Below are 13700 nucleotides of genomic sequence, written 5' to 3'. Positions count from 1 at the left end.
ACCCGAGTCCCGGAGCCGGATGTCCAGTCAACACAGCCGCCCGACGAGCAGGGACGTGGCGAAGGCGGCCGGGGTGTCGCAGTCCACGGTCTCGCTGGTGCTGGGCGGGAAGTGGCCGGGGCGGGTGTCGCCCGCGACCGCGGCGGCCGTCCACCAGGCCGCCGAGCGGCTCGGATACCGGCCGAACCGCGCGGCGCGCAGCCTGCGGCTCGGGTCCACGCGGACGGTGATGCTGGTCGTGCCGACCCTGACGGCGACGTTCTTCGGCGCGGTGTACGAGGGCGCGGCGCGGGCCGCGGCCCGGCACGGGTTCGGGGTCGTGGCCTACCCGTGGCCGGACGACGCGGGCCCCGCCGACAGCCCGTTCGCGGCGGCGCACGAGGCGATCGACGGGATCCTGGCGTCCTCGCTGGCCGAGGACGTGCTGAGCGGGTTCGCCGGGGTGCCGGTCGTGATGCTCGACTCCGACCCGTCGGCCGAGGCCCCGACCGTGGTGTTCGACGTCCAGGACGCGATGCGCGCGATCGTGGCGCACCTGGCCGGGCTCGGCCACCGGCGGTTCGGGCACGTCGCGACGTCCATCGACCAGTGGACGTTCCACGCGCGCGGGCGGGCCCTCGCGGACGCCGTGGCGGACGTCCCGGGCGCGACCCTCGTCCGCGAGGACGCGGCGCTCGACGTCGCGGCGGCCAAGGACGCGGCGGCGCGGCTGCTCGGCGGCCCGGACCGTCCGACCGCGCTGGTCTGCGACGACGACGTGATGGCGGCCGGGGCGTACAAGGCGGCGCGGGCGCGCGGCCTGGAGATCCCGCGCGACCTGTCGGTGACCGGGTTCGACGACGTCCTGCTGGCGGCGGCGCTGGAACCGGAACTGACGACCGTCCGGCTGCCCGCGGGCGAGCTGGGCGCGGCGGGCATGGACGCGCTGCTGCGGCTGCTGGAGGGCGGGCGTCCCGGGTCGCTGTCGCTGCCGGGCGAGCTGGTCGTCCGCGGCTCGACCGGGCCCGCGCCGGAGGCGCCCGCGCCGGCGACGAAGGCGGTGTCGACGGTGGCGACCGGGCAGGGTAGGAAGAAGGCGTGATCGCGCAGCCGCCCGAGGACGACGAGGACGACGAGTACGCCGAGCCTCCGCGCACCCGCGCGTGGCACGACGGCGTCCTCGTGGCGGAGGGCTTCCCGGTCGACGACGTCAGCGAGTACCTGAAACAGGACGAGACGGTCGTCTGGCTCGACCTGTGCGGGCCGCAGCGCACCGCGATGCGCGTGATCAGCCGCGAGCTGAACCTCGACCCCGTCGCCGTGGAGGACGCCGTCTCCCGGCATGAGCGCACCAAGCTCGACCGCTACACCGACTACCTCTTCCTCAACCTCTACCTGCCGGTCGTCGACGGCGCGGACATGCGGATGTTCGAGGTGTCGGCGTTCGTGACGGACTCGGCGGTCGTCACCGTCCGGCCGGAGCCGGGGTTCCCGGTCGAGGAACTGGTGCGGCGCTGGGACCGCAGCCCCGACATCACCCGCGGCGACTCGGCGTCCACCACGGTCGGGCTGCTGCTGTACGCGCTGCTCGACCTGGTCGTCGACCACCAGCTCGGCGCGGCGCAGGCGTTCGACGACGAGGCGGACGCGCTGGAGGAGCTGATCTTCGACGACGCGTTCCCGGTGCGGGAGATCCAGGAGCGCAGCTTCAGGCTGCGCAAGAACCTGTTCATGCTGCGCCGGGTGTCGCTGCCGATGCGCGAGATCCTCAACACGCTGCTCCGCCGGGACGTCCGGCTCGTGCCGCAACCGCTGATCCCCTACTACCAGGACGTCTACGACCACGCCCTGCGGGTCGGCGAGTTCACCGACGGCCTGCGCGACCTGATCGCGAACCTGCTCGACACCCGGATCGCGTTGCAGGGCAACCGGCTGAACGAGGTGATGAAGAAGGTCACCAGCTGGGCCGCGATCATCGCCGTCCCGACCGCGATCACCGGGTTCTACGGGCAGAACGTCCCGTACCCGGGGTTCGGGCACGCGTGGGGGTTCTGGTTCAGCAGCCTGGCGATCGCCGCGCTGAGCGTGGGGCTGTACGTCCTGTTCAAGCGGCGCGACTGGCTCTGAGCGGCCGGTCCTAGGGTTCGCGCTGGGCGCGGAGGCCGGACAGGAGGGCACGGACCTCGTCGGCCTCGGCGACCTCCAGGCGGGTGAAGACGTCCAGGGCCTCGGTCCAGCGGGCGCGGGCGGCGGCCGTGTCGCCGAGCGCGGCGTGCGCCCGGCCGAGCGCGACGCGGGCGCGGCCGACCTGGAACTCCTCGCCGATCTCGCGGCCGATCGCGAGGGACTGACCGGCGGTCGCGAGCGCCTCCTCCGGACGGTCGCGCCGCAGCTGCGTCTCGGCCAGCCGCAGCAGGACGTAGGACTCGCGGGCGCGCAGCCCCTGCGACCAGCAGATCGCGAGCGCGTCGTCGTAGCGGGCGACGGCCTCGTCGAGCCATCCGGCGCGGTCGAGGGCCATGCCGAGGGTGTAGAGCGCGTACGCCTCGCCCGCGCCGTACCCGAGGTCGCGGGCGAGGTCGCGGGCGGCCTCGGCCCAGTCGATCGCCCGCTCGGGCTCGTCCAGCTCGACGTGCGTGTAGGCGAGGCTCGCCAGGCGCTCCATCTCCCCGGCGCGGTCGCCGAGCTCCCGGCCGAGGGCGAGGGCGCGCTCCAGGTGCCCGGCGGCCTCGCGCGGGCGCAGCCGGTAGAACGCGACGTGCGCGAGCAGGTCGTGGGACGCGACGCGCAGCGCGGTGTCACCGACGAACGCGGCGAGCTCGGCGGCGCGCCCGGCGGACTCCCCCGCCTCGTCCAGGCGGCTGGTGTGGACGGCGACCCGGCCGAGGACGTAGCGGGCCCGGCCCTGCGCGTACGGCCCGGACGCGTCGCCCGCGAGGGCGCGCGCGGCGGACTCGACCTCGCACCAGCGGTAGCCCTCCTCGATCAGCGGATCGAGGGCGAACAGCAGGTCGGCGGCCATCGCGGGCGCGGTACCCTCGCGGGCGATCTGCCGGACGATCGTGAGCATCATGTCGAGGTGGCCGAACGTCCAGTCGCGGGCGCGGGCCGCGGAGTCGAACCCGGGCGCGGAGTCGATCCCGGGTGCGGGCGCGGATGCGGTCTCGGACGTCCCGGACGTGAACAGGCCGGGGCGGACGAGCCCGGTCACCGCGCGCTGGACGGTCAGCAGGTGGGTCAGCAGCCGGACGGGCACGACGACCCGCGCGTCCGCGTCGTCCAGGCGTTCGGCGGTCTGCCGCGCGAACAGCCAGAGCAGGTCGTGGTAGCGGTAGCGGCCGGGCGCGGTCGAGTCGAGCAGGCCGAGGTCGACCAGGGACTCCAGGAGGTCCTCGACCGCGAGCACGTCGGTCTCGCCGAGCGCGGCGGCCGCGGCCTCCGCCGACAGGCCGTTCGCGTCGGGCAGGGCGAGCAGGCGGAACGCGCGGGCCTGCGCCGGGGTCAGCTGGTCGTGGCCGAGCCGGAAGGTCGCCTCGACGGCGAGCGAGCCGATCCGCATCTCGGCGAGGCGGCGGCGGCCGTCGGCGAGGCGCGCGGCGAGGGTCGCGACCGTCCAGGACGGGCGGGCGGCGAGGCGCGCGGCGACGATCCGGACGGCGAGCGGCAGCAGCCCGCAGAGGCCGACGATGTCGACGACGGCGGCACGTTCGGCGGCGACGCGGTCCCGGCCCGCGATCGCGGCGAACAGCTCGATCGCCTCGACGGGGTCGAGGACGTCCAGGTCGACGTGCCGGGCGCCGGGCAGGCCGCCCTGGCGGGCGCGGGCGGTGACCAGGACGGCGCACCCCCGGTCGCCGGGCAGCAGCGGGCGGATCTGCGCGGCGTCGCGCGCGTTGTCGAGCAGGATCAGGACGCGCCGGTCGGCGAGGCGGGAGCGCAGGAGCGCCGCCCGCTCGGCCTCGCCGTCGGGGACGGCGTCCTTCGGGACGCCGAGCGCCCGCAGGAACCCGGCGAGGACGACGCAGGGGTCGAGCGGGTTCTCCCCCACTCCCTGGAGGTCGATGTAGAGCTGGCCGTCGGGGTAGGCGGCTCGGACGGCGTGCGCGACGTGCACGGCGAGCGCGGTCTTCCCGACGCCGCCGACGCCGCACAGGCCCACGACCAGGGGCGCGGCGCGCTCCTCGGCGGGGACGGTCAGGGCGCGGGCGAGCTCGGCGGCGAGGGCGGCCCGCCCGGTGAAGTCGGGGAGGTCGGCGGGGAGCGCGGCGGGCCTCGGCAGGACGGGCCGCTCCGGCTCGGGCCGGGGCTCGGGGGCGGGGAGGGGGTCGGGGAAGGAAACGGCCTCGTGGTCCCCGGCGTCCAGGGACGGGTCGTTGCGCAGGATCCGCTGGTGCAGGCCGGTGAGCCCGGGGCCGGGCCGGACGCCGAGTTCGGCCTCCAGGACGCGCCGGGCCTCGGCGAACGCGGCCAGCGCCTCGGCCTGGCGTCCGCAGCGGTAGAGGCCCGTCATCAGGAGGCCGTGGACGCGTTCGTCCAGCGGGTGCTCCTTGGCGAGCAGGCCGAGCTCGGCGACCGCGGCGGCGTGCCGTCCGAGGGAGAGGTCGAGGTCGAGGCGGGTCAGCAGGACGTCGAGCCTGCGTTCGGCGAGGCGGGTGCGCCAGGCGTCGGCGTCCGGGCCGGGGACGCCGGTCAGCGGGACGCCGGTGAACCCGCCGAGCGCGCCGTCGAGCAGGTCGCGGCGGGCGGCCGGGTGCGGGGCCTCGCCGGCGCGGGCGACGGCCGCCTCGAAGGCCCGCGCGTCGACGGCGTCGTCCGGGACGACCAGGGCGTACCCGTCGCCCTCGGACAGGAGGATCTCGGGCCTCGACCGGTCGTGTTCGAGCGCCCGGCGGAGCCGGGACGCGTAGGTGCGGACGGTCCCGACGGCGCGGGCGGGCGGCTCGTCGCCCCAGAGCGCGGCGACGAGCCGGTCCATCGGCAGTCCGCGGCCTCCGGCGGCGAGCAGGGCGGCGACGAACGCGCGCTGCTGCGGGCCGCCGAGCGGCAGCTCCGTGCCGTCCCGGAAGGCGCGCACCGGGCCCAGCACGGCGAACCGGAGCCCCCGATCGCTGTCCATAAACGCCCATTCTGGCCTAAATCAGGTGATCGATAGGCCATGTCCCTCGGGCCGCGCCCCGGACCGGGCCCCGGCCGCTCCGAGCGGGCGGGGTTCGGTCATGAGCTGCGGCGATCTACCCTTTCCCCGATGGAGACGCGGATCCCGCCCCTGCGGTTCGGCCTTCTCGGCCCGCCGCGCGGCTGGCGCGGGGACACCGAGCTCGATCTCGGCTCGCCCCAGCAGCGCGCCCTGCTCACCGTCCTGCTGCTCCGCGAGGGCGCGCCGGTGTCCGCGCCGGAGCTCGTCTCCGCCGTCTGGGACGGCGATCCCCCGCCGCGCGCGCTCGGCACGCTGCGCACCTACGCGTCCCGGCTGCGTCGCCTTTTCGAGCCCGACCGAATCGCGGGCGGAGCGCCCGAAGTGCTCGTGACGGTCGGCAGCGGGTACGCGCTGCGCGTCCCGTACGAGGCGACCGACACGCTCCGGTTCGCGCGGCTCGTCACCGAGGCCGAGCGGGCGGACGCGGACGGCGCCCGCGCGCGCGCACGAGACCTGCTCATCGAAGCGCTCGGACTGTGGCGAGGCGAGGTCCTCGCGGGCGTCCCCGGGCCCTTCGCCGAAGCCCAGCGCGTGCGACTGACCGAGCGGCTGGTGGCGGCGCAGGTGGCCCGGCTCGACCTGGACGTCCGGCTCGGGCATCACGCCGAGGCCGTCGACGAGCTGAAACTCCTGATCAGCGCCTATCCGCTGCGTGAGCGACCGCGCGAACTGCTCATGCTCGCCCTGTACCGGTCGGGCCGTCCCGCCGAGGCGCTCGACGTCTACCTCGACGCGCGCCGGGTCCTGGTGGACGAGCTGGGCATCGAACCCGGAGCCGCGTTGACCGCCCTCCACCGGCGGGTTCTCGCCGCGTCCTCGCCCACGCCCGCGACGAGCGCGCGGCCCGCGCAGCTCCCCGGCGCGGTCGCCGACTTCACCGGGCGGACCGCCCAGGTCGACGAGCTGCGCCGCGTCCTCGCCGAGACCGGCGTCGCGGCCGTCACCGGCGTCGCGGGCGTCGGGAAGTCGGCGCTCGCCCTGCGCGTCGCGCACCTCCTGCGCGCCGACCACCCGGACGGCCAGCTCTTCGCCGACCTGCACGGCGCCCACGAACGGCCCGCCGACCCGCACCTGGTCCTCGGCGCGTTCCTCAAGGCCCTCGGCGTCGCGCCCGACGCCGTCCCGAACGACCTCGGCGACCGGACGGCGCTGCTCCGCCGCGTCCTCGCCGGACGGCGCGTCCTCATGGTGCTGGACGACGCGCGCGACGCCGCCCAGATCCGCCCGCTGCTCCCGGACGCCCCCGGGACCACCGTGATCGTCACCGGCCGGGCCCGCCTTCCCGCGCCCGTGCCCGGCGTGGACCTGGACGTCTTCGCCCCGGACGAGTCCCGCGAGCTGCTCGTCCGGATCGCCGGACCCGACCGGGTCGACACCGAACCGGGCGCCGTCCGCGACCTGCTCGAGGCGTGCGGGCACCTCCCGCTCGCCGTCCGCGTCGCCGCCGCGCGCCTCGCCGCCCGGCCGTCCTGGACCGTCCGGTCCCTGGTGGACCGGCTCGCCGACCGGCGCCGCCGCCTCTCCGAGCTGCGCGTCGCCGACCTCGCCGTCGAGGCCGTGTTCCAGCTCGGGTACAACCAGCTCACCCCGGAGCTGCGGCGCGCGTTCCGGCTGCTCGCCCTCCCGGACGGGCCGTCCTTCTCGGTGCCCGCGGCCGCGGCCGTCCTCGCCGTCCCGCCCGGCCGGGCCGCCGAGCTGTGCGGCGCGCTCGAGCGGGTCAGCCTGCTCCGCTCCGCCGTCCCCGGCCAGTACCGCTACCACGACCTGCTCCGCCTGTACGCCCGCCAGCGCGCCGAGGCGGACGAGCCCGCCCCCGAACGCGCCGCCGCGCTCGCCCGCCTCGTGGACTTCTGGCTGACCACCACCCGCGCCGCCCACCTGGCGATCAACCCGGGCGACGGGCGGGCCCGCCCGCGCCCGTCCGGCGCGGTCTTCGCGGACCAGGCCGCCGCGCGGGACTGGATGTTCGCCGAGGCCCCGGGCCTGCTCGCGGTGATCGGCCAGGCCGCGCGCACCGGGCTGCCCGGCCCCGCCGCCGACCTGCTGCTGCTCACCGACACGCTGGTCAACTCGGGTTTCCACGCGCGCGCGTGCGCGCAGGCCGCGCAGGCGGTCATCGACGGCGCGGCCGAGTACGGCGACCGGCGCGCCGAAGGCCGCGCCCACCTGCTCCTCGGACGGCTGCACTACCACGCCACCCGGTTCGCCGACACGGAGGCCGCCTGCCGGACCGCCCTGGAGAGGGCCCGTGAGACCGGCGACACCTGGACCGCCGCCGACGCCCTCGGACGCCTCGGGAACTCCGCCTACCTGCGAGGACACCACGACGAGGCCCTCGAACTCGGCCGCGAGGCGCTCGCCGCGTTCCGCGAGCACGGCGACCGGCACGGCGAGGGCCTCACGCTGGCCGCGATGGGCCGCGCCCTGCTCGACGCCGGACATCCCCGCGAGGCGGCCGAGGCCGCGACCGCCGGACTCGCGCTGCACCGCGACCTCGGCGGCGCGTTCGGCATCGGGTGGGCCCTCTACCAGGCGGCGATCGTCCTGCGGGACGTCCGGGACCCCGGCGAGATCCTGGATCTGTGGGTCGAGGCGCTGGAGCACTTCCGCTCCGGCGGCTACCGCGTGTGGGAGGGCCTGTCGCTGTTCCGGGTCGCGCACGCCCGCCTGGATCTCGGCGACGCCGGGGCCGCCGAGGCCGCGGAGGCCGACGCGCGGGGCGCGCTGGCCGTCCTGAGCGAGATGGGCGACGCGTGGGGGCGGGCGATGGCGCTGGACGCGCTCGCCCGGTCGCTCGCCGCGCGAGGCGACGACGCCGACGCCCGGACGCACTGGACCGAGGCGCTGCGGATCCTCGACGGGCAGGGCCGCCCGGAGGCCGCGGCCGTCCGCGCCCGCCTGGCGCCCTGACCTGGTCCGGCCCCGTCGTGGCGGGTGCCGGCGGGTCGTCCGCAACGCCAGGAGGACGTACCCGCCGACACCCGGCACTGGGGGGTCGGGCCGGGCGCGCCCGTAGCCGACGGAGATCCAGACCCCGCCCCCGCCAAGAAACGAGGTCGACCGTCATTCGCACCCGGCCCGTCTGGGTCCAGACTGCCGAATCCCGATCAACAACCGTTCAACGCCGTCGATCCGGTCTCAGGAGACCGCCTTGAGGAACGTCGCGGCGATCGGCGCGGCCGCCTCGGCGCCGGTCCCGCCGCCCTCGACGATCACGGCGAACGCCAGGTCGCCCCGGTATCCGATGAACCAGGCGTGCGTGGGCGGATCGTCGCCGCCGCCGAACTCGGCCGTGCCGGTCTTGCCCGCCGTCCCGGACGGGAAGTCCACGCCGTTCGCGGTGCCCTCGGTGACGACGGCGGGCATCAGCGAGTGCAGCGCCGTCTTGATCGCCGGGTCCAGCCGGTGCGGCGGTTCGGGCCGACGCCCGCCGGCGTCGGCCGCCTGCGAGGCGAGGTCGGCCGGGACGATCCGGGGCGTCCGCCACGTGCCGTCCGCCGCCGCGCCCGCGACGCTCGCCATGTTCAGCGGGCTGGTCAGCACCTCGCCCTGGCCGAATGCCTCGGCGGCGAACGCGGTGTCGTCCTTGGCGCCCGGGAACGCCGCCCGGACGGCGGGCAGCCCGCCCACGATCGGCGCGTCGAACCCGAACTGCCGCGCGACCTCCGTCAGCCTCTTCCGCCCGAGCCTCTCCACCGCGAGCTGCGCGAACGTGGTGTTGCAGGAGTGCGCGAAGGCGTCCCGCAGCGGGACCGTCCCGAAGCTCTCGTGCTGGTAGTTCTTGAACGTCCGGCCACCGACGTTGATCGTCGCCGGGCACGGGACGGGGGTGCCGGCGTCCATCCCGCCCGCGACGAGCGCGGCGGCCGTGACGACCTTGAACGTCGAGCCCGGCGGGTAGCGGCCGAGGAGCGCCCGGTTCAGGCCGCCCGGCTTGTTCGCGATCGCGAGGATCTCCCCCGTGGACGGACGCAGCGCGACCAACGACGCGGGCTTGTCCGCACTCGACAGCGCCTGCCCGGCCGCCTTCTGCGTCCTCGCGTCGATCGTCGTGCGCAGCGGCCGCCCGTCCTGGCCCCCGAACCGCTTGATCGTCGAGACCGGCTTCCCGCTCGCGTCGACGATCTGGACGGTCAGTGCGGGCGTCCCCGCGAGACGCTTCTCGTACTGCTTGTTCAGGCCGTCCACACCGACCGGGTCACCCTTGCGGTACGGCGCTCCGAGCCCCTTCGCCACCTCGTCGGCCGCCGGGCCGACCGGCCCGACGATCTGCTGAACGGACCCCGACGGCGAACCCTCCATGGACGAGCCGTCCGCGTAGCCGATCGTCCCGCGGCTCGGCCAGGCGCGGGCGGCGGAGAGCCGCTGGCCCTCCTTGAGCGCCGGGTAGAGAAGGCCCGGTGCCCAGTCCACCTTCCATGTGCCGCCGGACTTGGTGAAGCCGAGCGTCCCGTCGTAGCTCCAGGTGCGGCCTCCGGCGAGCGTGAGCCGCGCCGAGTACGCGCCGCCCGCCTCGCCGCCCTTCGGCTTGCCGACCGACGCGACCGTGTACTCCTGCGCGGTCGCGCCGAGGTCGCCGCGCTGCCTGGCGAGCCGCGTGGTGAAGTCGGCGGGCGCGTTCGCGGTGAGGTCGCGCATCGCGGCGTAGTCCCCCTTGCTCCACGCCGCGGTGAACCGGCCGGCGGTGCCCTCCGGCCCGTCGCCGCCTCCCCCCAGCAGCCAGAATCCCCCGGCTCCCACGAGCACGACGGCCGTCACGGCGGCGGCTACGGCCGCCCACCGGGATCGGGTCATGACATCCCCCTCTGGTTCGGTGAGCTGGTGCGGTGAGCTGACAGAACACCAGGTCAACGGGGTTGTGTCCAAGAGTCATATCGATTCCGCAGCATGACGGGAATTGATATCGTTCCTGCTCATGGACATCGTTGGGCATCTCGCCCACTTCGTCGCCGTCGCCGAGGAACTCCACTTCGGCCGCGCGGCGGAGCGCCTCGGCATGGCCCAGCCGCCGCTGAGCCAGCGCATCCGCAGGCTGGAGGGCGAACTCGGGGTGAGACTCTTCGACCGGACGAGCCGGCGGGTCGAGCTGACCGCCGCCGGACGGCTGCTCCTGCCGGAGGCGCGCGACGTCCTCGGACGGGTCGACCGGATCCGCGAGGTCGCGGCCCGCGCCCGCAGCGGCGAGGTCGGGCTCGTCCGCGCGGGGCTGCCGTCCGACCTCGGCGGGGACGTCGTCGCGGCGCTGGTGTCGGCGTTCCGCGACCGGCGTCCCGACCTGCGGCTCACGCTGCGCGAGGCGAGCACGTCCGAGCAGCTCGGGGCCCTCGCGGACGGCTCGCTCGACATCGCCGTCCTGCGCCATCCGTGCGACACCCGCGACCTCTCCCTCGGCCCCATGCTCGCCCAGCCCCTCGGCGTCCTGCTCGCGGCCGACGACCCGCTCGCCGCCGCACCCGAACCCCCGGTGGACGCGCTCGCGGGCCGTGACCTGGTGCTCTTCCCGCGCGACGAGGCGCCCGGCGTCCACGACGACCTCATGGCGTCCTGCCGCCGCAACGGCTTCGTCCCGGCCGCCGTCCATGAGGCCCGGCACCCGCAGTTCGCGCTCGGGCTCGTCCTGTCCGGTTCGGCCGTCGCCCTCGTCCCGCGCCCGGCCGACGTGAACGGCACGAACGACCCGGGCGGCGGGGCGGTGTGGCGGCCGCTGGCCGGGGCGCCGCTGGCCCTGCGCACCTCGTGCGCCTGGCGGCGCAACAGGACCGCTGGACCTGCGGGAGACACCTCGACCGGGCCGGTGGCAGACTTCGCGGCCGTGACCACCGACGTCCTGCGCGAGGTCGCCGCGATGCGGCCGCTCGACGCCGTCCCGCCGCGGCGGGTCGTCCTGCGCCCGTCCTCCGGGTTCCTGGCATGACCGCCCGGCTGCGCAAGACCACGCCCGCGCCCGGCTCCGCGGCCGCGCGGGAGGCCGTCGCCGCGATCGAGCGGGCGTTCGCCGACGCGGGCGTCGCCGGGCACCTCCACGCGGTGGACGTCGACACCGGGCGCGAGCTCGGCGTCGGCGCGGACGAGCCGGTCGTCCTCGCGTCGGTCTACAAGGTGCCGCTGCTCGTCGCGTTCTTCCGGCTGGCCGCGCGCGGGGCCCTGGACCCGGCCGAGCGGATCACGCTGTGCCCGGCCGAGCGGACCGAGGGCGGCACCGGCCTGTCGGTCATGCTGGACGACGTCACGATGTCGCTGCGCGACCTGGCCTGCCTGATGATCACGGTCAGTGACAACGCGGCGGCGGACGCCGTCTACGCGCGCGTCGGCCGGGACGAGATCGGCGCGGCGCTCGGGGCGCTCGGGCTGACCCGCGTCCACGTGACCGGCGACGGCCGGGACCTGTTCGCCGCCCTGCTCGCCGACTCCGGCGCCGCCGACCTGGGCGAGCTCTGGCAGCGCGTCGACGAGCCGGGCATGCTCGACCGGCTGGGCTCGCTCGACCCGTCCCGGACCAGCGACGGGACGCCGCGCGAGCTCACCCGGCTGCTGTCGATGATCTGGCGGGACGAGGCCGCCCCCGCGCCCGAGTGCGCGCAGATGCGCCGCCTGCTCGGCCTCCAGGTGTGGCCGCACCGGCTGTCCTCGGGGTTCCCGCGCGACGACGTCCGGGTCAGCGGCAAGACCGGGACGCTGCTCACCGTGCGTAACGAGATCGGGGTCGTCGAGTACCCGGACGGCGGACGCTACGCCGTGGCCGTCTTCACCCGCGCGGCCGAGCCCGTGGCGGTCGCGCCGCGCGCGGACGCGGTGATCGGCACCGCCGCCCGCCTCGCCGTCGAGGCCCTGCGCCGGACCGTCTGAGCGACCCCCGGAATCGGCGGGATCCCGGACGGCGAACCGTCCGGGATCCGCGCTGAGGGAGTGCCTGACCAGAACGCAGCGGTCGTCAAAAGGCCAGGCCAACGCTCGGCACGCCTTCCAACCCCCTGGAGGCGCGCCGACGGGACCGACCCTGACACGAGTCGATCAACGCTGGATTACCGCGCAGGTCAGAGGGGGTTCCGGACAGCTCCGGGCGGGTCGGCACGTCCGGGTCCGGCGTTTCCGGGCGGCCGGTACCCGCCAACCGAGAATCCCACTCTCGACGGAACGGGCGGGGAGGCGGAGACTGGCGAGGTCCGGCGGAACCTGGGAGACGCCGGGCGGACCGGAGCACGCGGCCGGTTCCGGGTGGAAGCGCCCGGAACCGGGACGCGGGATCCGGGCGCCGGGTCGCGAGGCCCGGATCCCGGACGGGCGACACGTCCGGAAACGTAGGCTGTACCCCTGTTTTGGACGTCCCTGGGGAGAATGCGTTGCGGCTGCCGGAGCACCTGGAACTGCTGCTCACCGACGAGCCGGTCCTGGACGTGTACGCGCACGGCCCGTGGCGCGTCCCGGACGGCCTGTTCGAGGAGGTCGCCGCCCGGATCGACGCGCTCGCCGCGGACCCGCGCGCGGCCGGCCTGACCACCGACGAGCACAAGCTGCTCACGCTGCCCGCGTCCCTGGTCACCGCCGAGATCTTCGCGATCCTGGCGTTCCTGCCCGGCGGCGGCGCGATCAAGGCCGGGTCCTGGTCGCAGCTCCCCGAGCGCCTGCTCTACCGGCACCTGGCGAACCCCGCCCCGCTGAGCACCCGGATGACCCGCTGCGACGCGCCGGGCGGCCGGTGGCGACCGCCGCTGGACTGGCTGGTCGAGGCCCCCGACCGGGAGCTCGCGATCGAGCTGGCCCGCGACTGCCTGGTCGCCCTGGAGGGCATCGAGCCGCTGGAGAACCGCCGCCGCGCGCTGATCGAGCTGTACGACGCGCCGCCGTCCGGCGAGGTCAACCTGCCGAAGATGGAGCTGCGCGAGCAGTGGCACGCGCACGCGCCGGAACGCGTCCTGACGGCCGTCCCGGAGCTGCTCGGCCCGGTCGGCTACCTGGAGTGGGTGTGCGAGGGGCTGCTCGCGGCGCGCGACCACCTGATGGCCGTCGCGCCCCGCGAGGAGTCCGTCGAGACCCATCTCGTCCACCTGCTGCTCCAGGGCAGCATGGAGCACGTCCCGCCCGAGCTGGCGGTCGCGGTCGGTGAGGACCGGTACCGCGAGGTCCGCGCCCGGTTCCCCGTCGAGCGGCGCGGGTTCAAGGCGGCGGCGTGGCAGGAGCAGACCCGGTCGTGGCTGGTCGCGGCCCTGGTGTCGGGGGCGGCGGACGCCTGCCGCGCCTGGCTTGACATGGCGATGCGGTTCGTCGCGATCGTCCAGGGACTGCCCGGCGACCCGTGGTTCCCGCGCCCGGAGTGGATTCCGGTCGTGCAGTTCCAGACCGATCTCCGGCGCCTGTTCGCGCCGCGCCGCCGGGTGCCGAACCCGCTCGCCGACCGGCTGAAGCCCGCCCCGGGCGAGCCCGCGGCCGTCCCCGCCGCGCCGTCCACGGGCCTGGTGGACCAGCCGGAGCTGACCGCGGCGCTCGACCGCGTCCTCGCGGGCGCGAGCACGACGGTGGGCACGGC

General features: G+C 76.0%; 8 protein-coding genes. 6 read left to right on the top strand and 2 right to left on the bottom strand.

Features of this window, described 5'->3' with window-relative positions; genetic code table 11:
• Nucleotides 1–19 precede the first annotated feature (19 nt).
• Together EBO15_RS26970 and EBO15_RS26965 are read left to right on the top strand one after the other, a co-directional pair.
• Entirely contained in the window at nucleotides 20–1081 is a 1062-nt protein-coding gene (locus EBO15_RS26970; RefSeq protein WP_122197284.1) for a LacI family DNA-binding transcriptional regulator, read from the top strand.
• The gene (locus tag EBO15_RS26965; RefSeq protein ID WP_199744829.1) at nucleotides 1078–2106 is read left to right on the top strand and encodes a magnesium transporter CorA family protein; all 1029 of its coding nucleotides are present in this window, start codon (nucleotides 1078–1080) and stop codon (nucleotides 2104–2106) included. The genes EBO15_RS26970 and EBO15_RS26965 overlap by 4 nt, the downstream gene beginning before the upstream one ends.
• A gap of 10 nt (nucleotides 2107–2116) precedes the next feature.
• Here the strand turns inward: EBO15_RS26965 and EBO15_RS26960 are convergent, their stop codons facing one another.
• Nucleotides 2117–5095, bottom strand: coding sequence for an AfsR/SARP family transcriptional regulator (locus tag EBO15_RS26960; RefSeq protein WP_122197254.1), 2979 nt, complete (start codon nucleotides 5093–5095; stop codon nucleotides 2117–2119).
• 129 nt (nucleotides 5096–5224) lie between these two features.
• Here EBO15_RS26960 and EBO15_RS26955 point away from each other — a divergent pair, with 129 nt between their 5' ends.
• Nucleotides 5225–8086: an AfsR/SARP family transcriptional regulator gene (locus EBO15_RS26955; protein WP_158628361.1), complete on the top strand. Its 2862-nt coding sequence runs from the start codon at nucleotides 5225–5227 to the stop codon at nucleotides 8084–8086.
• A 228-nt stretch (nucleotides 8087–8314) separates the two neighbouring features.
• Here EBO15_RS26955 and EBO15_RS26950 read toward each other — a convergent pair whose 3' ends face one another.
• Entirely contained in the window at nucleotides 8315–9970 is a 1656-nt protein-coding gene (locus EBO15_RS26950) for a penicillin-binding transpeptidase domain-containing protein (RefSeq protein ID WP_122197252.1), read from the bottom strand.
• 121 nt (nucleotides 9971–10091) lie between these two features.
• Here EBO15_RS26950 and EBO15_RS26945 point away from each other — a divergent pair, with 121 nt between their 5' ends.
• From EBO15_RS26945 to EBO15_RS26935, 3 genes are all read left to right on the top strand, one after another.
• A complete protein-coding gene (locus EBO15_RS26945) occupies nucleotides 10092–11090 on the top strand; it encodes a LysR family transcriptional regulator (RefSeq protein ID WP_122197251.1) in 999 nt (332 codons plus the stop codon).
• The gene (locus tag EBO15_RS26940) at nucleotides 11087–12022 is read left to right on the top strand and encodes a serine hydrolase (RefSeq protein WP_122197250.1); all 936 of its coding nucleotides are present in this window, start codon (nucleotides 11087–11089) and stop codon (nucleotides 12020–12022) included. Before EBO15_RS26945 ends, EBO15_RS26940 begins: the two co-directional genes overlap by 4 nt.
• 494 nt (nucleotides 12023–12516) lie before the next feature.
• The coding region (locus EBO15_RS26935; protein ID WP_147481659.1) for a hypothetical protein at nucleotides 12517–13700 on the top strand (1184 nt) is incomplete at its 3' end.

This window comes from Actinomadura harenae (assembly GCF_003696215.1).
GTDB classification, from domain to species: Bacteria; Actinomycetota; Actinomycetes; order Streptosporangiales; family Streptosporangiaceae; genus Spirillospora; species Spirillospora harenae.
Note: the sequence above shows the minus strand (reverse complement) of the source record. Positions and strands in the feature narration are given on the sequence as shown.

Bases quoted from the DNA above. Each gene is read 5' to 3' on its own strand.
- EBO15_RS26945 (WP_122197251.1), top strand. From the start codon at position 10,092: ATGGACATCGTTGGGCATCTCGCCCACTTCGTCGCCGTCGCCGAGGAA.
- EBO15_RS26950 (WP_122197252.1), bottom strand. From the start codon at position 9,970: ATGACCCGATCCCGGTGGGCGGCCGTAGCCGCCGCCGTGACGGCCGTC.
- EBO15_RS26970 (WP_122197284.1), top strand. From the start codon at position 20: ATGTCCAGTCAACACAGCCGCCCGACGAGCAGGGACGTGGCGAAGGCG.
- EBO15_RS26940 (WP_122197250.1), top strand. From the start codon at position 11,087: ATGACCGCCCGGCTGCGCAAGACCACGCCCGCGCCCGGCTCCGCGGCC.
- EBO15_RS26960 (WP_122197254.1), bottom strand. From the start codon at position 5,095: ATGGACAGCGATCGGGGGCTCCGGTTCGCCGTGCTGGGCCCGGTGCGC.
- EBO15_RS26955 (WP_158628361.1), top strand. From the start codon at position 5,225: ATGGAGACGCGGATCCCGCCCCTGCGGTTCGGCCTTCTCGGCCCGCCG.